Raw genomic sequence first — 26,235 nt, forward strand, 5'->3', positions numbered from 1 at the left:
TTTATTCCTTTGATAATGCGCTAATAGGATTTAAATTTGCTGCATTTCTTGCAGGGAAAAAACCAAAAACCACACCGATAAACATAGAACTTAAAAGTCCCAAAAGCACAGAATAGGCATTTAAAATCATAGGAAAATCCGTACTTAAAGTATTAAAAGCAAAAATAACAAAAATCGATAAAATCACACCTAAAATCGCCCCTATAGTACAAATCATAACCGCTTCGATTAAAAACTGCATCATAATATCTTCTCTTCTAGCCCCTATAGCCATGCGTATGCCTATTTCTCTTGTTCTTTCACTTACAGAAACAAGCATGATATTCATCACTCCTATACCCCCAACAATCAAAGCAATCACAGCCACACAAGCGGTAAGTATGGTTGTAGTGCGTTTATTTGCTGTAATAGCTTGCTTAAAAGTGTCAGAATTAAAAGTAAAAAAATCCTTTTGTCCGCGTTTAATTTCTAAAATTCTTATAATAGCATTTTCAGCCAAAGTTGAACTCACATCATCTTTAACCTTAACTATGATTTCACGCAAATTTCTATCTCCTGTAAGCTTATTCATCAGTGTTGTATAGGGTATATAAAGACGTACTACATTATCTTCTATAGGCTTGTCTGTATCTTTTTGCAAAACTCCTATAATCTTAAAAGGTTGAGAATTAAAAAGCACCACACGACCTAAAATATTTTCACTTTTTTCATCAGGAAAAAGATTTTTTTTAGCATTAAAATCCAATACAGCAACATTGGTACTATTTTTTACATCATCATTATTTAAAATTCTTCCCGCATCTATCCTTAAACCTTCTATAGCAAAATTATTTACCCCTACTCCTTCAGCTCTTGCGCTTAAAGAAATATTGGTATAAGTTGCCACTCCTGAAGTATTTGAATGAGCATCAACTGCTTCTAAATATTCTAAAGATCTTAGCGTTTCTAAATCACTAAAATTAAGCCTTGTTTTACCCGAACGCAAATCCCCAAATCCTTTTCCAGGGCGAATTTCAATAGTATTTGTCCCAAGTCTTGCAATAGACTCAAGCACTTTAGCTTGAGAGCCTAATCCTAAAGCTACAACACAAACTACAGAAGCAATACCTATGATGATTCCAAGCATAGTTAAAATAGAACGAAGTTTGTGTGCAAGTATGGAAGAATAAGCTATCTTAAAACATTCAAAGGCTTGATTTTTAAGCAAAGTAAGTGTTTTTTTCTCTTTGGGCATTGTTTTTAAAATAAGTTTTTCTTGAGCTTTTTCCTTTTTAGTATCGCTTAAAATTTCTCCATCTTTAATCTCTATAACCCTTTTAGCTTGTGCTGCAATTTTTGGATCGTGAGTTACTAAGACTATAGTATGACCTTGCTCGTTAAGTTTTTGTAAAATTTCAAGCACCATAATACCGCTTTTACTATCCAAAGCTCCCGTTGGCTCATCAGCCAAAATAAGCTCTCCGCCATTGATTAAAGCTCTTGCTATAGAAACGCGTTGTTGCTGCCCTCCGCTTAATTCGTTTGGCTTAGAATCTAACTTGTGAGCTAATTCTAAATCATTTAAGAGTTTTTTAGCATTTTGACTTCTTTCTTGTAAATTTTTTCCCGCATAAACTGCAGGTAAAGAAACATTTTCTTTAGCACTAAGCAAGCTTAAAAGATTATATCTTTGAAATATAAAGCCTATTTTTTCACGCCTTAATCTTGCTTTTTCATCGTTATTAAGTTTAGTGACTTCATACTCATCAAAAACATAAGTTCCGCTACTTGGCGTATCTAATGTTCCTATGATATTTAAAAGTGAAGTTTTACCACTTCCACTTTGTCCTATAATAGCAACAAATTCACCTTTTTCTATACTTAAACTTACATTTTTTAAAATGGCATTTTCACCTATATTCTTGCAAATATTTTTAAGAAAAATCATTAAAATCTCAACTTCATTTTAGTGGCTAAGCCATCAGCACTTGAGCTTACTATCAATTCTTCATTTTCATTTACGCCTTCTAAAATTTGAGTATTGATAGAATCTTTAATGCCAAGTTTGACATATTTTTTAACAGCTTTTTGATTTTCTAAAATTTCAACATAATAACCTTTTGGATCGCTTTTAATTGCATAAGTTGGCACTGCTAAAACAGCCTTTGCACTCGCTACGACAATTTCATTTTGTATACTCATACCAATACGCAAAAAATCATCTTTATTGGCTACATAAAATTTTGCGTAATAATAAATAGCATTTGATGAGCTTGAGCTTGAAGAACTCGAACTTGATGAGCTTGAGCTTGTACTAGAATCACTCACTTCAGTATCAGCTGGATCTATACTTGCAATCTTAGCATGATAAGTTTTTTGAGGATCATTAAGCAAAGAAAAATCAAGCTCTGTTCCTACTTTTATCTTACTCACATCAGCCTCTGCTATTTCCATTCTTACTTCCATTTCGTCTAAATTAGCTATACGGACTATAGTAGGAGTGTTTTGATTAGCATTAACTGTTTGTCCTTCATCTACAGCTACATTAATCACAACACCATCCATAGGAGCAGTAATGGTTGTATAACCTAAATCTTTTTGTGCATTTTTAAGAGTGATTTCAAGCTGAACTACTTGAGCATTAAGCTCTGCAACATTGGCTTTTAAAGTATAATAATTATTTTTTTGAGTTTCTAAATTTTCAAGAGAACTTGCTTTAGCTGCATAAAGTTTTTGCTCTCTTTGATATTGCTTATTCGCAATCTCAAGGGCAACTTTTTTACTCTCTAAATTAGCCTTAGCACTTTCAAGCTGAGCTTTTGTAATATCTAAATCGTTTTGTTGTTTATCTTTGTCAATTTGAGCGATCAAATCACCTTGCTTTACATGAGTTCCCACATCAACATAAAGTTTTATAATTTGTCCACTAACTTGAACACCCACATCAACTTGATCTTTGGCATATACCTTTCCTACTGCCTCTATGGTTTGAGATATATCTTTTTTTTGTATTTTTTGAGTTAAATAGCTGATTTTTTCATCATTATTAAAAAAAATAAAATAAGCTCCAACACTTCCAAGTATTGCAATTAAAACGATTAAAATAACCTTCTTTTTCATAATAACAAATCCTAAAGAAAAATCAAGATTAAATTTTACTCATTTTTTGTGAATTTTTTGTGAATTTTTAATTCTATTTTATAAATTTAAAAATTCTAAAGCCATCATCACATCACCTTGCATTAAGACTTTTAAATTTTCATCATCCCAACAAAAAGTAGAACTATGATGCAAAGCTGGATGATTTAAATCCTTTGAAATTCCAACAAACACATAAGCTCCCATTCTTTCTCGTGTTAAAAAAGCAAAATCTTCAGCCCCCATGTCAGGTTTAGAAGAAACAATGATATTTTCTTCTCCTAAGACCTTTGCAAAAGCTTTTCTTGCTATTAAAGCAGCTTTTTCATCATTAATCAATGGAGGAAATTCTTTAGTATATTTAAGCTTATAATCTCCACCATTAGATTTTGCTGTAGCAGCAGCCACTTCTTCTAGAGAACTTTTTAAAATATCTTGTGTTTTATCATTTAAAAAACGCACGGTTCCTTTTAAATAAGCATTTGTAGGAATAACATTATAAGTAGTTCCTGCACAAATTTGACCTACGGTAATCACCCCTGCTTCATAAGGGGCTAAACGCCTAGAAACAACACTTTGTATATTATTTACAAATTGCGTTGCCATAATTATAGGATCTATACAAGTGTGCGGATGAGCTCCATGTCCTCCTCTGCCAATAAATTCCAAATCAAAAATATCCGTTCCAGCCATCATTTCGCCACTTACAATTTGAGCAGTATTTTCAAGCAAAGACCCCCATAAATGACAACCAAAAACCGCATCAACATAAGGATTTTCCAATACACCTGATTCTATCATAGGTTTAGCTCCACCGCTTCCCTCTTCTGCGGGCTGAAACATAAATTTAATCGTGCCACAAAATTCATCTTTGAGCTCATTTAATATCAAAGCAGCTCCCAAAAGTCCTGTTGTATGTCCATCATGTCCACATGCGTGCATCTTACCATCAATTTTTGAAGCATAACTTAGATTAGTTTTTTCTTGTACAGGCAAAGCATCCATATCCGCTCTTAAAAGAACGCATTTTGGTTTTTTCTGACTCTTCTTTTTTCCTTCTATAGTAGCTAAAATTCCTGTTTTTGCAATATTTTTTTGATATTTAATGCCAAACTCATCTAAAATTTTACACACTAAACGAGCTGTATTTTCTTCTTCAAATTCAAGCTCAGGATGCATATGAATTTGATGTCTTAAATCAACTACTTTATCATAGTACTTTAGTGCTAAATTTTCAACCAGCTTTTGCATTCTTTTCCTTAATCTAAATCTTTTATTTTCTCATCTGCTTTTTTACTGTCAAGTTTTTCCAAATTCGCCTCCATTTTTCGTATTTCTTCTTCTCCACTACGCACTAATTTTGCATCAATTTTGGAAAAATCTCCAGTTTTTTTATTTGGATATTCTACCTTAGAAAGTATAAAACGCAATAAATTTAATCTTGCTTTTTTCTTATCATCAGAAGAAATAATAGTCCAAGGACAAGTTGGAGTATTAGATGCTAAAAGCATAGAGTATTTAGCTAAAGTATATTTATCCCATAATTCTTGCGATTTTTGATCCACAGGAGATAATTTATATTGTTTAAGCGGATCGCTTCGGCGTTTTTCAAAACGTTTTTTTTGCTCATCTTTTGATACTGAAAAATAAAATTTAAAAAAAATAATATCACTATTTGAAATCATATTTTCAAACAAAGGCACTTCTCTTAAAAAATCTTTATGTTGTTGCGGTGTACAAAAACCCATAACCGGTTCTACTCCTGCACGATTATACCAAGATCTGTCAAAAATCACAATCTCACCGGCTGAGGGCAAATGTGCTATATAACGCTGAAAATACCACTGTGTTTTTTCCACATCACTAGGTTTTTCAAGAGCCACAACGCGGCAACCACGCGGATTTAAATGCTCAATCAAACGTTTAATCGCCCCACCTTTTCCAGCCGCATCACGCCCTTCTATAAGTATAAGAACCTTTAAACCCTTGGCTTTAACATGATTTTGAAATTTCAAAAGCTCAATTTGCAAATTCTTTAAATCTTTTTCATATTCTATTGTACTTTTCTTTCTTTTAACAGAAACATAAATTTCATTCTTTTTAACAACCGCTTGCGCTTTTGGAGAATTATTTTCTTGCATTTTCAAACCTTTATAAAGTATTTAAAGTAAATTTACCATAATAAATTATAATTGAAGTTAAAAATATAAGGAAAAAATAAGTTTTTAGGAAATTTATGCGTATTTTTGGTATTATTTTATTAAGTTTTTGTTTATGTTTTGCTTCTATATTATCTTTAAATGAAGCTTTTAATGTAAAATCAAACTCTTATAATAACTCTATCTCAATTGATATTGAACTTGGAAAAGATATTTATCTTTATTCTAATAAACTTAAATTATATATAAACGAAAAAGATATAAGTTCTTTGATTAATCTACCTCAAAGTTCTACAAGAGGTAATGAAAATGTTTATTATCAAAAATTAAATTTAGCTTTGCCAAATTTATTACTAGAGCGCTTTGCAAAAAATACCACAAATTTAATCAAACTCGAATTTCAAGGCTGTTCTGAACAAGGCTTGTGTTATAATCCTCAAACTTGGTACTTTGATCTCATTTCTAAAAAAGATGCTTTTGAAATTTCAAAACCTTACAAAGCTCAAAAAACAGGTAAAAAAACTAAAATTGAATCTGAAGAAAGCTCTATAGCAAATTTTTTAGCAACAGATAACTTTTTTTGGATTTTGCTAAGTTTTTTTGGCTATGGACTTTTACTCTCCTTAACACCTTGTATTTTACCTATGATTCCGATTTTATCTTCTCTTATCGTAGCAAAAAGTAATGCTAAATTTTCAAAAAAATATAGTTTTTTTCTCTCTTTTATCTATGTTTTTTTCATGTCTTTAGCCTATGCTATTGCTGGAGTTATAGCAAGTTTTCTAGGAGCAAGTATTCAAGGAATTTTACAAAAACCTATTATTTTAATTCTTTTTGCTCTAATTTTCATAGCTTTTGCTTTTGCTATGTTTGGAGCTTTTCGTTTTGAATTGCCATTAAGATTTCAAACCTTTATACATAAAAAAAGCGAAAAAGGGAAGGGAGTTGTAGGTATAGCCATCATGGGATTTTTATCTGCTTTAATAGTAGGTCCTTGCGTAGCAGCTCCTTTAGCAGGTGCTTTAATTTATATAGCCAATACAGGCAATGCTTTATTAGGTGGTAGTGCACTTTTTATCATGAGTTTTGGCATGGGTATACCTTTGCTTTTCATAGGCTTAGGATTAGGTTTTATTAAACCTGGTTTTTGGATGGAAAAAGTAAAAATTTTCTTTGGTTTTGTTATGTTGGCTATGGCTATTTGGATACTTTCTAGAATTATTGAAGAAAATTACATTTTAATTGCCTATGGAATTTTAGGTGTATTTTTTAGTGTTTTTATGGGAATTTTTGAAAAAAGTTTTACAATAATTTCTAAAATTAAAAAAAGTATTTTAATTCTTATTTTAGCTTATTCTCTAAGTATTTTCCTAGGAGGACTTTTTGGGGCTAAAAATTTCTTAAATCCTTTAAATTTCAATACTATATCTGCCTCAAAACATGCTTTAAGCTATGATTATATCAACAATTTTGAACAATTAAAGCAAGAAATACAAACAAATACAAAGCCTATAATGCTTGATTTTACTGCATCTTGGTGTGAAAATTGCAAACTTTTAGATGAATTAACCTTTAGCGATGAAAGAATCATACAAAAAATGCAAAATTACAAACTTATCAAAGTTGATGTAAGCGAAAATAATAATGAACAAATTAAAACCATGAAAGAATTTAATGTTTTTGGCCCACCTGTTTTAATTTTCTTTGAAAATGGAAAAGAAAAATTAAAAATCACGGGTTTTATCAGTGCTGATGATTTATTAAAAAAAATAGAACCATGAAAATTCAAAGTTTGCAAATAGGGAAAATTAAAAACTATAAAAATTTCCAAAGCGCATTTATTAAAGATACTTACCTAGAAGAAACACAAATTGATTTTCTAGGTGTTTTAGATGATCAAATAGCTGATAAAATTCATCATGGAGGCTACCATAAGGCTATTTTTGCCAACTCTTGTCAAAACTATCCTATATGGGAAAGATTTCTTAATAAAAAGCTAAATTTTGGCTCAATGGGTGAAAATTTGAGCATCGATGGGCTTTGTGAACAAAATGTTTGCATAGGTGATATACATCAATTTTCAAATGCAATACTGCAAGTAAGCGAACCTAGAAAACCTTGTGTAAAAATTTCTAAAATTCACAATAATCCAAATTTTACACATGAAATTTTTAAAACGGGCTTGAGTGGATGGTATTATAAAGTTTTACAAGTTGGACAAATACGAAAGCATGAAAACATTAAAATTTTAGAAAAAAATTCTACTTCACTTAGTGTATTTGAACTCAATCAACTTTTTTACTCCCCGCATCAAATTCTTAAGCAAAATCCGAATTTATTAGATAAATTAGAAAAATTAAACTCTCTCATATCTCAAAATTGGCACGAAACGATACACAAACGCTTAAAAAATACTTACGATATAAGCTATATGGATAGCTTATAAGTTTTTAAAGTTATTTTTAGGTAAAATAATTCTTTTTCGAAAGGATAATCATGCAAAGACAAACATGGAGTAGCACACTAACTTATATTCTAACAGTTGCTGGAGCAACCATAGGATTTGGAGCAACTTGGCGTTTTCCCTATCTTGTAGGAGAAAATGGTGGCGGTGCTTATGTATTAGTTTTTTGTATAGCCATGATTATCATAGGCATTCCTGTTATTTTAGTTGAAAATGTCATAGGCAGAAAAGCGATGACAAATAGCGTAGATGCTTTCAAACAAAAATGGCAAAGTATTGGATATATGGGACTTTTAGGAAGCTTTGGCATAATGGCTTACTACATGGTACTTGGAGGATGGGTTTTAGTTTATATTTGGGAATTAACCCTAGGGAATTTTAGTCTTGCCAATGTAGTAAGCAAAGAATTTACTCATCAGTTTTTTAACGACAAAATAGCCTTCAATCCTTTAGGAGTTGGTATTTTTACCACTGTTTTTGTAATTATTAATTATATTATTTTAAAAAGAGGCATTATAGATGGTATAGAAAAATCCGTAAAATTTTTAATGCCTTTATTATTTATCTGTCTTATTATTGTTGTAGGACGCAATTTAACCCTTGATGGAGCTATGGCTGGAGTTAAATTTTATCTTGAACCTGATTTTAGTAAAATTTTATCACCAAAACTTTTAATCGATGTTTTAGGACAAGTCTTTTTTACTTTATCCCTAGGTTTTGGGGTAATGATAACACTTTCATCTCATCTTAATAAAAATGAAAATATGGCAAAAACCGCTATTTATACAGGGGTTTTAAATACTATCATAGCTGTTTTGGCTGGTTTTATGATTTTTCCAGCACTTTTCTCAGCGGGACTTGCTCCAGATAGCGGGCCTTCTTTGGTTTTTGAAACTTTACCTATAGCATTTTCTCATATCCATTTTGGCACTATTGTGTGTATTTTATTTTTTGTCTTACTCTTGATTGCAGCTTTAACCACAAGCTTGCCAATTTATCAAGTTATTATTAGCGTATTAGAAGAAAAATTTAAATATTCTAAAAATCTTTCTATTAACCTAACTCTAGGGTTTATCTTCATACTTGGCAATCTTCCTTGTATTCTAACTTATGGGCCTTGGCGTGATATTGTTATCATCAAAGGAAAAAACATTTTTGATAGTTTTGATTTCATTAGTGGAAATATTTTGTTTGTTTTAACTGCATTTTTTTGCTGTATTTATGTAGGTTGGATTTTAGGCAAACAAGAAAGTCTAAAAGAACTTAGCAATAACAATACACTTAAAAGTTCATGGTTTGGAATTTGGTTTTATTATGTAAAATATATAGTACCTTTGATTATTTTAATCATTTTTATCTATGGAATTTTAAACTGATTTTTTAAATTTATATCTCTCTAACATAGTGGAATTTCCTAAAATTCCACCTTGATGTATATAAAGCAATGGTTTTTTCCACTCTTGTTTTAATGCTATACTTAATCCTAAAATATCATACAACAAGTCAAATTCTATATTGCACTTTAACTTTAAATCCATATAAAGCTCATAAAATTCTTTATACGGCTTAGCAAAGTGATATTTTTTATCACTTGTTAAAAATTCTAAATTTGAAAAATCATAGCTTGGATCTAATGTTAAAATTTGTTTTTTAAGATATTTAATATCACCTACACAAGCGCAAGTAAATACTTTAAATTTAGAATACTTTGCCAAAAAAGCTGCCGAAGTGCCTGTACCCGAAGGTAAAAAAATATCAAAATCAAGCTTTAAACTTTGACTTTGCATTTGAATTTCTTGAGCAAGTTCCATATAGCCATATTGAGCTTCTAAATTAGCTATACCTTGTTCTATAAAAACATCATCTTTTTTACACAAAGACAAAGCAAATTGCTTTAAGGATAAAGAATGGATATTTTCTACAAAATCAACACCATTTTCTAAAGCTAAAGCATAGTTTCCACAAGGATTATTCTTAAGAAAAGTAGAAATTTTTTCACAAGCAAAAACAAGCTTATATGATCTTTGTTTGGCAAAAATACTTAATGCCGCCAAAGCATTACTTTGGCTTCCTCCATAACTTACAAAAGATTGATTTTTAGGATATCTTTGATGGATATAAAAAGCAAGTTTCCTAGCTTTATTTCCATTAATTTCCCCTAATAAATCATCTCTTTTAATATAAAATTCAAATCCGTTAAAATTGATTTTTTGTATAGGACTAATTGTTTTAATGAAATTCAAAGAATTTTTCTACATCCTTTAAAGCATTATCATTTTTAATGCTAAATTTTATTTCTATGCGACGACTCTTATCCTTATCTTCAACTCCGTTGACAAACACAGGATCTGAAAAAGAACGTCCACTTGCCATTAAAAGCTTTTGAAGCTTATCACTCTTATAAAAAGTATAGATAAAATTCATCACCTCATAAGCTCTTTTTTGCGACAAATCTAAATTATAAATATAAGATCCATCACTATCAGTATGTCCTTCAATAATAATATTTTCAATGTTAGAAAAAATTTTTGGATCTTCAAGAATAGCATCAAAATATTCGCTTAAGATTTTTCTCAAACTTGCCTTTGCCTCATTTTTTAACACATAAGAATCTTTATCAAAAAGTACTTCAGCAGGCAAAGAAATAGATCCTGTCTTTTCATCTATAGTGATATTATTATCAAGCTTACTTTGTAATTCCTTGCTTAAATTTTCACGAATCAAACCAAGATTTTGCACCTTTTCTTTAGCTTTTTGAAAATCTTCTTGTAAATTTTTAAGCTCTTCATCTTTTTTCTCTAGTTGACCTAGTAAAATCAAAATTTGCTTATCTTTATTATCTAAAGTTGAGTTTAAATCTTTACTTAACTGCTTGTAATTTGTAATATTAGCCTCTAATTCTGCTTTTTGAGAATTAGCAAGATTTAAAGCACTAGAAGCATTGTTTAAATCAGAACTTAGTTTAAACACTATGGCTTCTTTATTTCTAAGCTCTTCTTTACTCTCCTCTAAGCGTGCCTCTTGTTTATTGAGATTATCTTTGATTTCTTTTAAATCACTTTGAGTTAAAACATATTTTACAACAATAGCACCTATTAGCAAAATAAAAACAAACAGCAATCCTGCCATTAAATCAGCATAAGCTATCCAAAAATTGCTATCTTCTTTTGACTCATTTTTCATTTATTTTCTTTATCTTCATTTTTTAGCTCATCATTGCTTTCTTGCTTAGATATTTCTGCTTGAATTTCATCTTGATTTTCTTCAGTCTTAGACTCTGAAAAATCTTCTATTTGTTTGGTTTCATTTTCTTTATTCTGATTTTCATCCCCAGAAAGCTTGCTCATCATTTGACTTGTTTCTTCATCAAGTGCTTTCATTTCTTTTTTAAGCTCATCCATCATTTTGATTTTAGCATCAATACTTTTTTCTTCTTCATATACTTCTTTAAATTTATGCATACCTTCAAACAAGCTTGCTTTAAATCCCTCAAAAACCTTTTCTTGACTTTCCAACATTGCTTTTTCATAAAGTTCAAAATTTTTACCAAAACGCTCTATTTTTTCATCGAATGCACTTAGTGTCTTATCAAGATGATGAATTTTATCACTACTGATATCAAGCAAGCGATTATATTGTTCTGACATTCTTGTATTGATTTCTTTTAAATTTTGATTGAGCAAACCTATACCATTTAACATTTCACTATAAAGCTTTCCAAGATCGCGTTGATCTCTTTGTGCTTTACTAAGCTCACCCATGGTTTGTTTGATATGTTCACTACTTAATCTAATAGCCTTTTCTTCTACATTTAGCATATCTTGGAAAATACCAAATTTTCTATCAATAGCATGATCAAGCTCTGCAAAAAAATCATCATTACTAACTTGTTTAAAAATTGCTCCAATTTTTTCAAAATGTTGCAAACTTTCAGTTAAATATCTTTGATCAAGCTCTTCTTTTGTCCAAAAAAATCCACTTGTAGCGTTTTTTTGACGATTTAGCAAACGATCTATTTTGCTTTTACCATATTTTTCAAAAAACATCCACCATAATGCAAGAAAAATTCCATAAATTGAAACATAAAAAGCAGTTCCCACTCCACTTAACAAATCTGCAATTTCTTGTTCTAAAGCGGCTGTATCACTAGAACTAAAATTTGGCATTGAAAAAGCTATACTGATAAAAGTTCCTAAAATTCCCATCATTGGAAAAATTGCCGAACCTATACTAGCAAAATTCTCATTTCTTGCACCCTTAATATATGTATAAGCAAAGTCATCAAAATTGGCATTTGATTTCGTGTCTTTCCCTATGGCAAGAAAATGCCTCATAATATGTCTTTTTAAAGCCTGTTTAAATTCATCTTTTTGTTGTTCAAAAATACTATACGCATACTCAGCACTATGTCTAGCAAAAATCAATGCTGTAAAAAAAATCACACCTGTCATAATAACCGTATGTAATTCGACCTTAAAGTCAATTACATTAAAATAACCCAATAAAATCAAAATATAAAGAAAAGCTGGAATAAAAATAATTTTAAAATAAACCAAAGAACCTCTTGCATCTTTGCCTTCAGGCAAAACAAGTTCTGAAATTTCATCTGATTTAATATCCATGAAACCAATACCTCATTAAAAATTTTATTTTAAAGATTGCTACTTAATTTGATAAAAATTTTTAAAACAAAATAAAACTAAGCTTTTAAAATGCTTAGTTTTTGTTTATACAGTTTAAATCTTCAAAAGCGATTTCAAGACGTTTTATCATGCTTTCTTCACCGCTTCTTAACCAAACACGCGGATCATAGTATTTTTTATTTGGCTTGTCATCACCTTCTGGATTTCCAATTTGTCCTTGCAAATAAGCCCTATTTTTAAGTTCATATTCACGCACCCCATCCCAAAAAGCCCATTGAGTATCTGTGTCAATATTCATCTTAATTACGCCATAGCTTACTGCATTTTTAATATCTTTTAGCTCACTACCGCTACCGCCATGAAATACAAAATTTATAGGCTTATCGCTATTTAAAGCAAATTTATCTTTTACAAATTTTTGCGAATTTTTTAAAATTTCAGGTTGTAAGCTAACATTTCCTGGCTTGTAAACTCCATGTACATTTCCAAAGCTTGCTGCGATTGAAAATTTATCACTAATTTTTCCAAGTCTTTCATATGCAAGAGCTACATCTTCTGGTTGGGTATAAAGCTTGGAATTATCAATACCTGTATTATCCACTCCATCTTCTTCGCCACCTGTACAACCTAATTCTATTTCAAGCGCGACACCTAAAGCATCAAGTTTTTGAAGATAAACTTCACAAGTGCTAAGATTTTCTTCTAAACTTTCTTCGCTAAGATCAAGCATATGAGAACTAAATAAAGCTTGTCCATGGGTTTTTTTATATTGTGCATTTGCCTCAATAAGCCCATCAATCCAAGGCAAAAGTTTTCTTGCAGCATGATCAGTGTGTAAAATCACAGGTACACCATAAGCTTTAGCAAGTAAATGTACATGTTTAGCCCCACTAATTGCACCTAAAACTTCTCCATTAGGACAATTTTTCCCTGCATAAAATTTTGCCCCACCATTTGAAAACTGGATAATAACTGGAGAGTTAACTTTTTTTGCAGCTTCTAAAACTGCATTAATAGAATCAGTTCCTACAACATTAACAGCAGGGATAGCAAAACCCTCTGCTTTAGCATAGTCATAAATTTTATTAAGCTCATCTCCGCTAATCACCCCTGCTTTTACAATGTCTAAAACACCCATTATTTATATTCCACTTTAGCACTATTTAAGAGATCTTGGCCTTTTTGATTGATAACTTTTTTAAATTCTTCAAATTTAAGTCCGTTTTCAATACCTTGTTTTACTTCATCAAATTTGATTTGACCTTTAGCTTGCGAATTTTCTTTTAAGATTACATGATAACCAAAATTCGTTTTTACCGGAGTTGTAGTAATAGTACCATTTTTAAGCGCGAAAGCAGCATCTGTAAAAGGCTTTACCATAGTTGATTGATCAAACCAACCAAGCTCACCACCTTGGTTTTTTGAACCTGGATCAATTGATTTCTCTTTAGCAAGCTCGCTAAATTTAGCATCTAGTTCTTTACCTTTTAAACCTTTAAGTTCGTTAATAATATCCTTAGCTTCTTTTTCTGTCGCTACTAAGATATGTTTTGCTTGCACTCTTGCAGGTTTTACATATTTGTCTTTATTTTGATCATAAAAAGCTTTAACTTTAGCCGCATCAATTTTAATAGTATTTAAAATTTTCTCTTGATAAACATTAACAAGTATTGCATCTTTTGCACGATCAAGTTCTTTTGTGTATAAAGGGTCTTTTTCTAAATTTTGTTTTTTAGCATCTTGCAAAATTAAATCTTGCATAATATATTGCTGAATAAGAGCTTTTTTTTGATTATCTGGCAAAGTTTTAAAATCCTGTCCTCTAAGCATAGGGGCAAAAAATTCACTTACTTCTGTATCGCTAATGCTCTTGCCATTAACAGTAGCTACTGTAGCTGCATTTACATTTAAAACTACACCTGCAATCAAAGTTGCTGCGACTAAAGAAAATTTTTTCATTAGGTTTCCTTTTTAATAAAATGTATATAAAATCAATTATATCTAAACTTGGTTTAAAGCTAATTAACTAAAATTAAAAAATGAAAAGAAATTTAGAAATCAAAGAACTTTTTTTAAAACATTTTGACAAGCCTGTAACAGAGCTTAAATTTTCAAATTTATATGAGCTTTTAGTCTGCGTAATGCTTTCAGCCCAATGCACTGATAAAAGAGTTAATCTCATCACTCCTGATCTTTTTAAAGCTTATCCTGATATTAAATCCCTTGCAAATGCAAATTTATCAAGTCTTAAAACCTATATACAAACTTGTTCATTTTTTAATAATAAAGCACAAAATCTTATAAAAATGGCAAAAGCAGTTTGTGAAAATTTTGACGGAGAAATTCCCCTTGATGAACAAAATTTAAAATCCTTAGCAGGCGTAGGACAAAAAACCGCTCATGTAGTTTTAATAGAATGGTGCGGAGCAAATTTCATGGCTGTAGATACTCATGTTTTTAGAGTTTCTCACCGCTTAGGACTTAGCAAAGCAAAAACTCCAGAAGCTACAGAAGAAGATTTAACACGCACATTTAAAGATAATCTTAACTATCTTCATCAAGCCATGGTTCTTTTTGGACGTTACACCTGTAAAGCTAAAAAACCTTTATGTAAAGAATGCTTTTTAAATCATCTTTGCAAAAGTAAAGATAAGGAACTTAAATGAAAATTTTCATCTTTTTACTCACTATATCTCTTAATATTTTTGCCTTAGAACCTTACAAGCCTAGTGCTGATTTTTCTTCTTATTTTAACAATATAAATTGCTCGCAAATCTTAGATAAGTTTTTTTATCTAAATTGCTATGATTATAAACTCAAAGGCACAAAAGCTGTTGCTTATAAGGTAGAAGCTTCAAATTTGAAAGATAGACAAATCAAAAAACGCCCTCGCTTTGAAGATGATACAAATATTCCTAAAAAATACCGCACTACTTGGAGTAATTATAAAAACAGTGGTTACACACGAGGACACACTGCACCCAATGCTTCTTTTAGCTTTAGTAAAGCTGCTCAAAATTCAGTATTTTTAATGAGTAATATTACCCCACAAAATGCACAAATAAATAATAAAATTTGGAATGAAATCGAACAAAGAGAAAGAAATTTAGCTTTAGAATTTCAAAGTATCGAAGTTTTAAATTTAGTACTTTACGATAAAGAACCACAATACATTAAAAACCGTATTGCTATACCAAGTTTTTATGTGAAAATTATTAAAACTCCGAAATTTAAAGAATGCTATCAAGCACCAAACCACGAAGTAAATGATGAAAATATTAAACAGTATCAAATAAATTGTGATAAATTTTAAGGTATAAATTATGGAGATAAATGCTCTTACGATAACCACTCTTTATATCATAGGTATTTCCGCAGAAGGAATGACAGGAGCTTTAGCTGCAGGACGCCACAAAATGGATCTTTTTGGAGTTATTTTTATTGCTCTCGTAACAGCAATTGGAGGCGGAAGCATACGAGATGTGCTTTTAGGACATTATCCTTTAACTTGGGTTAAACATCCTGAATATATTATTTTAATCTGTTTTTGCGCCCTTGTAGCCACAAAAATTCCGCGCGTAGTAACCAAACTTGAAACTTTATTTCTAACTCTTGATGCTATAGGACTTGTTGTTTTTAGCATACTTGGAGCTCAAATAGCTATAGATCAAAACCATGGCTTTATCATAGCCGTTGCTGCCGCTGTAATTACCGGTGTTTTTGGTGGAATTTTAAGAGATATTTTATGTATGAGAATCCCCTTGGTGTTTCAAAAAGAAATTTATGCAGGAATTGCCATAATTGCAGGAGCAATCTATTATTCTCTAATAATTTGGCTTGAGCTTAATGCCCTAGTTTGCACACTTTTAACTCTTTTTATAGGAGTTTTTGCAAGGCTTTTAGCTATCAAATATCAATGGTCTTTACCTATTTTTTCTTACAATGAAGAAAAATAATTTATCGTTGCTTTATACAAGTTTGCTAAGATATTAAAAATTTTAGGAGATTGATAAATGCGAAGACTAAGTATTTTACTTGCAATTTTAATAGTTATTAATATAACAGCTTGTGATAGTAAAACAGAAAATTACTACAAAAATCTTCCTAGCGAAGCAAAAGAAAAAGCGAAAGAATGCAAAGAAAGCGGAACTCTTAGCGAAGATTGTATTAATGCATTAAAAGTTGGTGTTAAACCAACAAATGAAGAGGGTAAATACAGTCCAAACACACCGAAAAAATCTGATAATCAAATATTAGAAGCTTTAAAACAAAATGATTTAAAAAAAGAAAAAACCACAAAAGATATTAACCAAAGTTCAGAAAATAATGAAAGTATTATAATACCACCTATAGCAGAAACACCTTCTGAAATTTATCCTTCCAAAACAACAGAAAACAATCAAAGTTCTATCTTTAGCGATGATGTTAATATGACACAGGAAAAATGACCATGAAAATAACTCTTTTTTTAAGCCTTATTGGTATATTTTTTGCAGCATGCGAACAAACCAAAAGTGTAGAATATTATCAAAATCACCCCGAGGAAGCAAAAAAAAGAAGTTTAGAATGCAGACACAAAGCTATCATTAGTCAAGATTGTGTTAATGCATATAAGATAGGTTTTCCAAAAGATGAATGGGAAGATGAAAATATTTCTAATCCTTAAAAGCTATGAAAGTTTCAAAATTTGCCCATTTAAAAATACTTTCTATTTTCTTAAAACCTGCCTTTTCTAGCATATTTAAATTTTCTTTTTGACTATAAGGAATTAAAACATTTTCCAAAGCTTCTCTTTTAGCTGCGATTTCAAACTTAGAATAGCCTTGTTTTTCTTTATAATCAGCATAAAGTTCTATGATATTTTTAGACAAAAAAGCATCTTCATAAAGGATTTTTTCACTCATAATCAAAATGCCTTTAGAGTTTAAATTTTTATAAATTTGATCAAGCAATTCTTGTCTTTTAGGAGGACGAATAAACTGCATGGTATAATTTGCTACAAAAACATCGCAAGTAAAAAAATCAAATTCGCATAAATTAGCTTCAAAAAAACTTATATCAAGCCCATAAGCTTTAGCTTTTGATTTTGCAACTTCAAGCATGGAAGCAGAATTATCCACGCCAAAAAGTTTAAAATCCTTTCTTAGATTTGCCAAAAAAATCAAAAAATTAGCACTTGAGCAGCCCAAATCGCAAACACTTGCATTTGTAGGTAAAATTTTAGCCAATAAATTGCCACAAAGTTCTAAATTTTCTCTATAAAATGGTACAGAACGATTGATCATATCATCAAAAACACTAGCCACGCTTTTATCAAATTCAAATTGTTTTTTAGGGCTTTGTTTAAAAAGTTCATCTTTCATCATTTTTCCTTAATAATTCTCTAGCCTGATCTATATCTTTAGTAATTTGATTTTTAAGTTTTTTTAGATCTTGAAATTTTTGATTCTCTCTTAGAAAAGATATAAACTCGAGTTCAAAAAACTCTCCTTGCGTGAAATTTTCACCCAATTCTTCTAAAATATGACTTTCTATAGCAAAATTTTCATCGCTTGATCTTACACCTAAAAAACTCACACTTTTATAAGTTTTTCTTTGACTTTTTAACAAAGTAGCGTAAACACCATTTTGAGGCAAAAAATAACCTTCGCAATCTAAATTTATAGTTGCAAAAAGTTCTTTAGAACCTAAGCCTTGTCCTTTAATTACCTTTCCTTTGATGCTATAATTTCTCCCTAAAAATTCTTTTGCTTTTTGCAAATTTGCTCTTGATAAAAAATCCTTAATTAAACTTGCATGAACACCTATTCCACCTATGCTAAATTCATCAACTATTATAGTTTTTATCCCACTTAAAAACTCAATATCTTTAGCACTATAAGCCCTATTTTTCCCAAAAGAAAAATCATAACCCACGACTATAAATTTTAAACTGGTAAATTCTTTTTTCAAAAAGCTTAAAAAATCTTTACCATCTAAAGATTTTATACTTTCAAAATCCACTTCTATAACTTTTTTTCCTGAAATTTCTTCTTTTTGACGATTTGAGCAAAGAAATTGACCTTTAAATTTATTAATAACTAGCAAAGCCCCATTCTCATCTAAATATTTTACAAGTTTTAGATGTCCTAAATGCATACCATCAAAACAACCTATGGCTAAAGAAGTAATATTAATTTTTGATATAGTAGTAAAAATATTCAACATTACCTTCCTTTCCTTTAATGCTTGATTTTTGCGTATTTTTTAAAAGCCAACCTAACTTAGCACATTCTTTTTCAAAATCCATTCTTGCTTTTAAGATTGCCTTGTCATCTTTTAAAACACCTTTTTTATCTCTTTTGATATTTTTTCCCACTTCAAACTGAGGTTTAAAAAGTAAAATAATTTCCTTTAAAGCTAAATTATCGACATAATAAAGTAAATTAATAAGAGAAATAAAACTCACATCACAAGTAACAAGTTCAAATTTTTCTTCACTTTTAAAGGCTCTAAGATCTGTATTTTCATGCGAGATAATTTTTTCATTTGCTCTTAAACTTGGATGGAGTTGATTACTACCCACATCAAGAGCAGTGATTTTTAAAGCCTGATTTTCAAGTAAAATTTGAACAAAACCGCCCGTACTAGATCCTATATCAAGACAATTTTTATGTTTTATTTCAATATCATTTTCTTCTAAAAATTTTTTTAATTTCAAAGCTGCTCTTGAAACATAAATTTCACTTAAAAGATCCAATTTTAACTCATTGGCTAAAAGTATATCTTCAGGATTTAAATCTTGCGTTTTTTTTAAATTTTCTAAAAAATTTTTTACATCAAAAGAAGCTTTAAAACTCTTACCATTAAGTAAAATCTCTTCATTTTCTATAAGCTCTAAGGCTTTATTTCTACTGATATTTAAACGCTTTGAAACAAAAAAATCAAATCTCATTTTAAACTCTCATTTATTCTTTTTTCTAAGTCTTCTTTTTCTTTAGAAAACCACCAAATACCTATTTCAAAAGCATTTTTTTTAAAAATTTCTCTAAGATCTTTAAGATCTTTTTCAAAAAGATCTTTTTCTTTTTGAATTAAACTTAAGTTATTATCTTTTAAAAAATTAAAATTATTCATCCATAAAAGTATTTGCTCTTGTTCGGATTTTAAGGCATTATTTCTTTGCTCTTTTAAAAAATAATTTCCTAAAACCATGATAAAACATAAAAATAAAACAATTATTTTTATCTTTATTTTCAAAACAAAATTAAAAACAAAAGCCAAAAGAGAACAAAACATAAAAAAATTAAAAAAATCAAAAATAAAATTTAAAGCCCTAAACCCCAAATATCCAAAATAAGAAAAAATAAAAAATTTTAAATTTGAAACAAAATGTAAAAATTCAGATAAAAAATCAAAATAAACAAAAGAAGCACTCTTATAGGCAATGATTTTCCTAGAAAAAAGTTCTAAATTTAAAAGTTCATTGTAAGTAAAAAAAAGCCCATAAAATGCATAAAATAAAGCAGTAAAAAAACTAGCGATAACAACTATTCTAAAATCATTGTAAGCATTATCTATAAATTGCAAATGCAATTCTTTTTTTAAAAATATCATCAATAAAGGTAAAATTATAAATATAAAAACAAAATCAATTTTTTCAAGATTTAAAAAATTTAAAAATAAAGAAACAAGTCCAAAAATCGCCAAAAAAAAGCTAAAAATATAAAGATAAAAATCCCCCATACTAATACGATAAAACAAACTTCCCTTAATCAAAGTAGCTTCTTTTATAATATTTTTTCTAAGCTTTAAAAATAAAAAGAATTCCCAAAAAAGTGTTAAAAAAATAGGAATTAAAAAAAATAAAGAAAAAGCACTCCTTTGCCAAGTTAGCAAAAAGCCAAAAAGGCTCAAAAGCGTTAAAATATAAGAACTATTCTTTAACAAGCTCATTAAAAGCACTTTCATTTATACATTTTACTTCAAGCTCTTTAGCCTTGCTAAGTTTAGAACCTGCCTCTTCTCCAAAAAGCACATAGTCAGTCTTTTTAGAAACAGAGCCGCTTACCTTACCCCCAAGCTTTTCTATCAAAGCCTTAAACTCATCTCTTGGACGTGAAAGAGTACCTGTAATCACAAAAGTTTTACCAAAAATCATACTATCACTTTTGATTTCAAGTTTTTCTATTTTCAAATTTAAAAGCTTGTAAAATTCATCAATTCTTGTATGATTAACACGCGTAAATTCGCAAAGACTTAAAGCCATTTGCTCTCCAAAACCTTCTAAATTAGCATAAGCTTCAAAGCTTTGCTTGTGCCACTCTTTACCAAAACTTAAACTTAATTTTTTAGCCGCAACCTCGCCAATATGCTCTATTCCTAAAGCCGTGATAAAACGAAAAAGCTCACATTCTCTGGCTTGCTCTATGGCATTTAAAAGATTGTTGATTTTCTTTTCTTTAAAGCCTTCCAAACCTTCAAAATCACTAAATTTTAAATGAAAAATGCTCTCAAGCGTAGTGATTTTTTTGTGCTTGTATAAAAGTTCTACTATATTTTCTCCAAGTCCGTCGATATTAAGACATTTTTTAGAAACAAAATGAATGATAGAATTGACAAGTCTATCTTCACAATCTATATTTTGACATTTTATTAAAGTTCCTTCATCCAAAAGCTCACTTTGGCAAGTAGGACAAAGCTTAGGGCGTGAAATTTCCATCTCTAAACCTTCTCTACGCTCTTTAAAAACCTTAGTAATTTTAGGGATAACATCGCCACTTCTTATCACGCTTACAAAATCATTGATTTTAACATCAAGTCTTGCAATCTCATCAAAATTATGAAGGGTGGCTGATTTTACTACAACCCCATCTAAATTTACAGGTTCTAAAACCGCCACAGGAGTAATCACTCCACTTCTTCCTACTTGTAAATTTACCCCTATTAAACGCGTGGTTTTTTCAAGTGCAGGAAATTTAAAAGCTGCCATAAATTTTGGAAATTTTACCGTATAGCCTAATTCTTCACAAAGTGCAAGATCATCAACTCTTACCACCATACCGTCCATCATCATAGGCTTTTTCTCTCTTAAAGCTAAAAGCTCATCATAAGCTTTTAAAACCTCATCTAAATTAGCGCAAAGTCTTACAAAATCATCTTTTAAAAAACCAAGCTCTCTGATAAATTGCATCACCTCGCTGTGTTTGGTGAAATTTAAGGTATTTTCCCCTACTCCCCAAGGATAAAATTTCAAATTTCTTTCTTTAGTGATGCTTGTATCAAGCTGCCTTAAACTCCCGCTTGCAGCATTGCGTGGATTGGCAAATAAACTTTGATTTAAAAGGGCTCTTTTTTCGTTAATTTTCTCAAAATCATCTTTTAAAATCACCACTTCTCCACGAATTTCTATCCTTTCTTTATAGGCTATATTTTTAGGTATATTTTCTATCTCAAAAACATTAAGCGTTATATCCTCACCCACTTCGCCATCGCCCCTAGTGGCACCGCTTACTAATTTACCATTTTCATAAAGCAAATTTAAACTCGCTCCATCAAATTTAGGCTCTATAAAAAAGTTTTTTTCACATTTTGCGCGTTTTGCCCAAGCCCTAAGCTCACTCTCATCAAATACATCTTCCATCGACCACATACGCCTTAAATGAGCTATTTTTTTAAACTCGCTTTGTATGATAGGAGCTATTTTTTGCGTTGGAGAGTCTTTTGAAATTTCATCTTTGTTTTGTTCTTCAAAAACTCTTAATTCTCTAATTAAAGCATCGTATTCTTCATCGCTAGCCAAGGGTTCATCTTTTTCATAATATGCCCTCATCCACAAATTTGCTAAAGCAACTTTTTCTAAATACTCTTCTTTTTTCATCTAAACTCCTATATTATCCATTGCCTGCGCTAAAGCAAAAAGTTGTTTGTGTTCATATAAATCATGCACTCTTATAATACTAGCACCATTTTCAAAAGCCTTTAAATGCAAATACAAAGTTCCTGCTAAACGATCTTTAATCTCGCTTTGAAAATACGCATTAATCACACTTTTGCGACTCGCACCTATAAGTAAAGGCTTATTAAATTGCAAAAAATGCTCTAAGTGTTTGATTAAAATCATATTATGCCCCGCACTCTTTCCAAAACCAATACCTACATCTAAAATACTTTCTTTTACTCCAAAACTTTCTAAAAGTTCAAGTTTTTCTTTAAAAAACAAAGTCATCTCATCAAGCAAATCTTCATAAGAAGGATTATCTTGCATGTTATTTGGATTGTTTTGCATGTGCATTAAGCAATATTTTGCCTCATATTTACTTGCAAGTTTAGCTAGATTAAGATTTCTTAAACTTGTAATATCATTAATGAGTTTAAAACCCTTATTTAAAGCATATTCTAGACAATATTCATCAAAACTATCTAAACTAAAAATTGCTTGTTCGTAATAATTTTTCTCATAAATTAAGTCAAGTACTTTTTTCAGTCTTTTAAATTCCTCTTCCTTGCCACAATACTCACTCCCAGGTCTTGAACTAACCGCACCTATATCGATATACGCAGGCTTTAAAGCAAGAAAGTCATTAAGCCTTTTTTCAAAGTCTTCTTCACTCACACGACTTTTTGCATTAAAACTGTCTTCATTGACATTAATCACTGCCATAAGCTCAGCTTTTTTTGGTTTTAAAAAATCTTTTTGTAAAAAAAGAGCCAAATTTTTAAGTCCAAAATCTTGAAGTTTTTCTTTAGCAATAAGCTTTTGAATTTGCTCTTTACTTGCCATTAAAAGTGCATTTGAATGAGTGATTTTTGCAGTAATTACTTCTTTATGAGTAATAAGTTCAGCTCCTATTCTTAAAGCATCTTGTTTTAAAATATTTGCTGCAGGAGTGGAAATATCTTTGATAAAAATAAAATGAATTTTTGTTTTTTCACTCATAATCTTTTGTCCCATTTTATGGGGATTTATGAAAGAACAAAGCAAATCAAAATCGGTATTTGGATTGATTTTAAAAAATTTCATTTTATTTCTTTGTATAGTAATTTAACAAAAGAGTAGCTAAAAGCACCCCGCTTTTAGAATTTAATTTTGCAAGCTCATAGCCTTCATAAAAAAACTCTAATTCTTCAGCATTAAAATCTTTATATTTCACACATTCTTTAGCAAGTAATGCGATTTGATCCATAAGTTCATTTTTATCCAAATTTTCATTTTTTTGCAAAAAATCAAAAAGCATTCTTAAATCCATTCTTTTAAGATCTAAATCAAGTTTTTTAACTTCCTTTTCAACTTTTCTTTTTTCGCAAATAAGACGCGATTTTATGGTAGGTAAAAGTAAATTTTTAGAAGGTACCACAATAAGAAATTTAATATTTTTTGGAGGCTCTTCAAGAAGTTTAAGTAAAAAATTTTGTGCTTCTATCCTATAAGAATCCGCCATTAAAACAATAATTTTTTCTTCAGTTTCTGCAATATAGCTTTCTTTTTCAACCGCTCTTGCATCATCAAGTAAAAATTCATTTTGTGGCATAAAAAATCTTAATTTTTTAATACCAAAATTATTAATCATTTCTTCTTTAATACCTAAAAAATCTTCGCTGATAATAATCTTACTAATAAACAAAATATTTATCCTAATTGCACCTTGGAAAATAATATTGCATCCAAACTTACATCAAAAAGTTGATATAAACTAATAAGCTTGATATCCAAGTCTTTATCTTTAGAATTTAAATAAAAACTATCTTGTAACTGCTCATCAAAAAGCCACAATAAACTATCATCTCTTGATTTAGCGATTAAAGATTTATTATCAGAAGCACTTCCTATATAAAAATACACATAACCATTAGGAAAAGAAATGTCAAGCAAGTCATTAAGTAAAGCTATATCTTCTGAACTTTGTACTTTCTTCTTGCATAAAGAATTTAACGACACAAAAGGAAGCATAGGACGAGCGGCTTTTGAATTTATATTTTTTAAAAAATACTCTTCATACCAAGATCTTTGTTCATCGCACATTAAGACAAAAGTGCGTCCCTCTAAAAGATATTTAAGTCTTGCAGCCATCAAAGGAGCCCATTCTAAACGACGCGACTCCAACCATGCCATAAAAGCTCCGCCATTGCGAATATTTTCAAGAGTAAAACTTAAAAAATCACTCATTTATTTATCAAGTCCGTAGCACTCATGTAGTGCTCTAACTGCAAGTTCTCCGTATTTTTCATGAACTATCATTGAAATTTTAATTTCACTAGTAGAAATCATACCGATATTAATCCCCTCATCAGCTAAAGCTTTAAAAGCTTTACTTGCCACTCCTGAATGTGATTTCATGCCTACGCCGACTATAGAAACTTTTACTACAGCACTATCACTTTCTATAGTTGTTTTTGAGCTTAAAATTTTTTGCATAGCATTTTTGGCTAATTCAAGTTCATTTTGAGGAACTGTAAAACCCAAATTTGTAGCGCCATCAACTCCAACATTTTGTATAATCATATCTACATTAATATTTTCATTTGCCAAAACAGAAAAAATTTCAGCTGCGATTCCAGGCTTATCTTCTACATTTCTTAAAGTCACTCTTGCTTGATTTTTATCCAAAGCAATACCACTTACTAAAGCTTGTTCCATTCCATCTTCCTTTGTTATCATTGTTCCTTCGTTATTGTTAAAACTACTTCTAGTTACTAAGTTAACATTTAATTTTTTTGCAAGCTCTACAGAGCGATTTTGCAAAACTTTTGCACCCAAACTTGCAAGTTCAAGCATTTCTTCATAAGAAATTTTATCCAATTTCTTTGCCTTTGGTTCAATTCTTGGATCTGTTGTATAAACCCCATCAACATCGGTATAAATTTCACACAAATCCGCATTTAAGGCACCTGCTACCGCCACAGCACTTAAGTCGCTTCCACCACGCCCTAAGGTAGTTACATTACCTTCCTCATCTACACCTTGAAAACCTGCTATAACGACTATTTTACCATTTTGAAGTTCTGATTTTATCGCTTTTGTATCAATATGATGAATTCTTGCCTTTGTAAAAACACTATCTGTAATAATTCCTGCTTTTCTCCCAGAAAACGATATAGCGGGACAACCCTTTTCATTTAAAGCGATAGAAAGTAAAGCGCTTGTTACACGCTCTCCGCTGCTTAAAAGCATATCCATATCTTTACCATTAGGAGTTTTACTAAAATATTCAGCTTGCTCGATAAGAGTATTTGTCACCCCACTCATTGCAGATACTACAACAACAAGTTGATTACCCTGTTGCACACTTTGGATAACCCTATTGGCTACTGCTTCGATACGCTCAAGTGTTCCAACGCTTGTTCCACCATATTTTTGAACTATAAGCATTTTAGATATAACCTTTCTCTTCAAAATATTTGATCACTCTAACATAAATATTTTTTTTGAAATGATTAATCATTTCAAAAATTTGTTTAACACTCACAAATTGATAATCATCAAATTCAGGATGCTTAGTATTGATATTGATTGTAGCACCGTGCTTTAAACGCACTAAAAAATATTTTTGAATCTGCCCATCATAAGGATACATTTTTTTAACAATTTTACTCGGAAAATCATAACTCAACCATTCTGGATACTCAGCAATGATTTCAACCTCATCAGTGCCTATTTCTTCTTTTAATTCTCTAAATAAAGCGTTTTTGACACTTTCACCTTTATCAATGCCTCCTTGTGGAAATTGCCAAATATTATCCATATCACTTCTTTTAGCTATAAAAATCTTACACTCGAAAGGATAAGAACTTGATAAAACAATAGCTGCAACATTTGGTCTATAATTTTTCTCGTTTTCCACAATATTTTTCCTTAAATCTCAAGGATATAATT

27 protein-coding genes are annotated in these 26,235 nt (G+C 30.2%); 8 read left to right on the forward strand and 19 right to left on the reverse strand.

Annotation, left to right across the window (positions count from 1 at the left end):
• Nucleotide 1: 1 nt before the first annotated feature.
• The 4 genes from AJ889_RS03435 to ppk2 all read right to left on the reverse strand — a co-directional run bounded on the left by AJ889_RS03435 (nt 2) and on the right by ppk2 (nt 5,258).
• A complete protein-coding gene (locus tag AJ889_RS03435; RefSeq protein ID WP_002852201.1) occupies nt 2-1,927 on the reverse strand; it encodes an ABC transporter permease in 1,926 nt (641 codons plus the stop codon).
• A complete protein-coding gene (locus AJ889_RS03440) occupies nt 1,927-3,099 on the reverse strand; it encodes an efflux RND transporter periplasmic adaptor subunit (protein ID WP_070293258.1) in 1,173 nt (390 codons plus the stop codon). Before AJ889_RS03440 ends, AJ889_RS03435 begins: the two co-directional genes overlap by 1 nt.
• Before the next feature lie 78 nt (nt 3,100-3,177).
• Nucleotides 3,178-4,368 carry a M20 family metallopeptidase gene (locus AJ889_RS03445; protein WP_070293260.1) on the reverse strand — a complete coding sequence of 397 codons (1,191 nt, stop codon included), beginning with the start codon at nt 4,366-4,368 and terminating at the stop codon, nt 3,178-3,180.
• Nucleotides 4,369-4,376: 8 nt separating this feature from the next.
• A complete protein-coding gene (gene ppk2 / locus AJ889_RS03450; RefSeq protein ID WP_002852184.1) occupies nt 4,377-5,258 on the reverse strand; it encodes a polyphosphate kinase 2 in 882 nt (293 codons plus the stop codon).
• Between the two features lie 95 nt (nt 5,259-5,353).
• On the opposite strand from ppk2, the gene dsbD reads away from it, so the two are divergent.
• From dsbD to AJ889_RS03465, 3 genes are read left to right on the forward strand one after another with little or no spacing between them, the layout of a single operon-like run.
• Nucleotides 5,354-7,057, forward strand: a complete 1,704-nt coding sequence (gene dsbD / locus AJ889_RS03455; protein ID WP_032584701.1) for a protein-disulfide reductase DsbD — start codon at nt 5,354-5,356, stop codon at nt 7,055-7,057.
• Complete coding sequence (locus tag AJ889_RS03460) at nt 7,054-7,722, forward strand: MOSC domain-containing protein (protein WP_002852293.1); 669 nt, start codon at nt 7,054-7,056, stop codon at nt 7,720-7,722. Before dsbD ends, AJ889_RS03460 begins: the two co-directional genes overlap by 4 nt.
• Nucleotides 7,723-7,772: 50 nt before the next feature.
• The gene (locus AJ889_RS03465) at nt 7,773-9,116 is read left to right on the forward strand and encodes a sodium-dependent transporter (protein ID WP_052775708.1); all 1,344 of its coding nucleotides are present in this window, start codon (nt 7,773-7,775) and stop codon (nt 9,114-9,116) included.
• On the opposite strand, the gene AJ889_RS03470 is transcribed toward AJ889_RS03465, so the two are convergent.
• The 5 genes from AJ889_RS03470 to peb4 form a co-directional block, all read right to left on the reverse strand.
• Nucleotides 9,108-9,983: a 1-aminocyclopropane-1-carboxylate deaminase/D-cysteine desulfhydrase gene (locus AJ889_RS03470; protein ID WP_002852217.1), complete on the reverse strand. Its 876-nt coding sequence runs from the start codon at nt 9,981-9,983 to the stop codon at nt 9,108-9,110. The two genes, AJ889_RS03465 and AJ889_RS03470, sit on opposite strands and share 9 nt — an antisense overlap.
• Nucleotides 9,970-10,923: an OmpA family protein gene (locus AJ889_RS03475; protein ID WP_002852313.1), complete on the reverse strand. Its 954-nt coding sequence runs from the start codon at nt 10,921-10,923 to the stop codon at nt 9,970-9,972. The genes AJ889_RS03470 and AJ889_RS03475 overlap by 14 nt, the downstream gene beginning before the upstream one ends.
• Nucleotides 10,920-12,362: a MotA/TolQ/ExbB proton channel family protein gene (locus AJ889_RS03480; protein ID WP_002852205.1), complete on the reverse strand. Its 1,443-nt coding sequence runs from the start codon at nt 12,360-12,362 to the stop codon at nt 10,920-10,922. Before AJ889_RS03480 ends, AJ889_RS03475 begins: the two co-directional genes overlap by 4 nt.
• A gap of 94 nt (nt 12,363-12,456) precedes the next feature.
• Nucleotides 12,457-13,521, reverse strand: coding sequence for a class II fructose-bisphosphate aldolase (fbaA, locus tag AJ889_RS03485; RefSeq protein WP_002852272.1), 1,065 nt, complete (start codon nt 13,519-13,521; stop codon nt 12,457-12,459).
• Nucleotides 13,521-14,342, reverse strand: coding sequence for a peptidylprolyl isomerase PEB4 (gene peb4, locus AJ889_RS03490; protein WP_002852119.1), 822 nt, complete (start codon nt 14,340-14,342; stop codon nt 13,521-13,523). The genes fbaA and peb4 overlap by 1 nt, the downstream gene beginning before the upstream one ends.
• Nucleotides 14,343-14,422: 80 nt before the next feature.
• Here peb4 and nth point away from each other — a divergent pair, with 80 nt between their 5' ends.
• Genes nth through AJ889_RS03515 form a run of 5 tightly spaced genes read left to right on the forward strand, consistent with a single transcriptional unit; the run spans nt 14,423 to nt 17,049 of the window.
• Nucleotides 14,423-15,049, forward strand: coding sequence for an endonuclease III (nth, locus tag AJ889_RS03495; RefSeq protein ID WP_002852225.1), 627 nt, complete (start codon nt 14,423-14,425; stop codon nt 15,047-15,049).
• Nucleotides 15,046-15,696 (forward strand): DNA/RNA non-specific endonuclease, encoded by a 651-nt coding sequence (locus AJ889_RS03500; protein ID WP_002852117.1) that lies wholly within the window; start codon nt 15,046-15,048, stop codon nt 15,694-15,696. Before nth ends, AJ889_RS03500 begins: the two co-directional genes overlap by 4 nt.
• 10 nt (nt 15,697-15,706) lie before the next feature.
• Nucleotides 15,707-16,339 carry a trimeric intracellular cation channel family protein gene (locus tag AJ889_RS03505; RefSeq protein ID WP_002852232.1) on the forward strand — a complete coding sequence of 211 codons (633 nt, stop codon included), beginning with the start codon at nt 15,707-15,709 and terminating at the stop codon, nt 16,337-16,339.
• Between the two features lie 57 nt (nt 16,340-16,396).
• Entirely contained in the window at nt 16,397-16,831 is a 435-nt protein-coding gene (locus AJ889_RS03510) for an EexN family lipoprotein (RefSeq protein ID WP_002855128.1), read from the forward strand.
• Nucleotides 16,828-17,049, forward strand: a complete 222-nt coding sequence (locus tag AJ889_RS03515) for an EexN family lipoprotein (RefSeq protein ID WP_002859102.1) — start codon at nt 16,828-16,830, stop codon at nt 17,047-17,049. Before AJ889_RS03510 ends, AJ889_RS03515 begins: the two co-directional genes overlap by 4 nt.
• On the opposite strand, the gene cmoA is transcribed toward AJ889_RS03515, so the two are convergent.
• Genes cmoA through AJ889_RS03565 form a run of 10 tightly spaced genes read right to left on the reverse strand, consistent with a single transcriptional unit; the run spans nt 17,039 to nt 26,203 of the window.
• Nucleotides 17,039-17,749, reverse strand: coding sequence for a carboxy-S-adenosyl-L-methionine synthase CmoA (cmoA, locus tag AJ889_RS03520; RefSeq protein WP_002859101.1), 711 nt, complete (start codon nt 17,747-17,749; stop codon nt 17,039-17,041). The two genes, AJ889_RS03515 and cmoA, sit on opposite strands and share 11 nt — an antisense overlap.
• Complete coding sequence (locus tag AJ889_RS03525; protein ID WP_032584705.1) at nt 17,736-18,590, reverse strand: bifunctional riboflavin kinase/FAD synthetase; 855 nt, start codon at nt 18,588-18,590, stop codon at nt 17,736-17,738. The genes cmoA and AJ889_RS03525 overlap by 14 nt, the downstream gene beginning before the upstream one ends.
• Nucleotides 18,556-19,317: a TlyA family RNA methyltransferase gene (locus AJ889_RS03530; protein ID WP_070293262.1), complete on the reverse strand. Its 762-nt coding sequence runs from the start codon at nt 19,315-19,317 to the stop codon at nt 18,556-18,558. The genes AJ889_RS03525 and AJ889_RS03530 overlap by 35 nt, the downstream gene beginning before the upstream one ends.
• Nucleotides 19,314-20,318, reverse strand: coding sequence for a membrane protein (locus AJ889_RS03535; protein ID WP_011049741.1), 1,005 nt, complete (start codon nt 20,316-20,318; stop codon nt 19,314-19,316). Before AJ889_RS03535 ends, AJ889_RS03530 begins: the two co-directional genes overlap by 4 nt.
• Nucleotides 20,299-22,242, reverse strand: coding sequence for an NAD-dependent DNA ligase LigA (gene ligA, locus AJ889_RS03540; RefSeq protein WP_002909507.1), 1,944 nt, complete (start codon nt 22,240-22,242; stop codon nt 20,299-20,301). Before ligA ends, AJ889_RS03535 begins: the two co-directional genes overlap by 20 nt.
• Nucleotides 22,243-23,385, reverse strand: coding sequence for a dihydropteroate synthase (folP, locus tag AJ889_RS03545; RefSeq protein ID WP_032584706.1), 1,143 nt, complete (start codon nt 23,383-23,385; stop codon nt 22,243-22,245). It abuts the gene before it with no gap.
• Nucleotide 23,386: 1 nt separating this feature from the next.
• On the reverse strand, nt 23,387-23,986 hold the full coding sequence (locus tag AJ889_RS03550) for a DNA polymerase III subunit delta' (RefSeq protein ID WP_002867699.1): 600 nt from the start codon (nt 23,984-23,986) through the stop codon (nt 23,387-23,389).
• A gap of 5 nt (nt 23,987-23,991) precedes the next feature.
• Complete coding sequence (locus AJ889_RS03555; RefSeq protein WP_002861289.1) at nt 23,992-24,528, reverse strand: HobA family DNA replication regulator; 537 nt, start codon at nt 24,526-24,528, stop codon at nt 23,992-23,994.
• On the reverse strand, nt 24,529-25,731 hold the full coding sequence (locus AJ889_RS03560; RefSeq protein ID WP_002868086.1) for an aspartate kinase: 1,203 nt from the start codon (nt 25,729-25,731) through the stop codon (nt 24,529-24,531).
• 1 nt (nt 25,732) lies between these two features.
• Entirely contained in the window at nt 25,733-26,203 is a 471-nt protein-coding gene (locus AJ889_RS03565; RefSeq protein ID WP_032581179.1) for an RNA pyrophosphohydrolase, read from the reverse strand.
• Between the last annotated feature and the right edge of the window lie 32 nt (nt 26,204-26,235).

The organism is Campylobacter sp. BCW_6468 (genome assembly GCF_001762865.1).
Classification (GTDB): Bacteria; Campylobacterota; Campylobacteria; order Campylobacterales; family Campylobacteraceae; genus Campylobacter_D; species Campylobacter_D jejuni.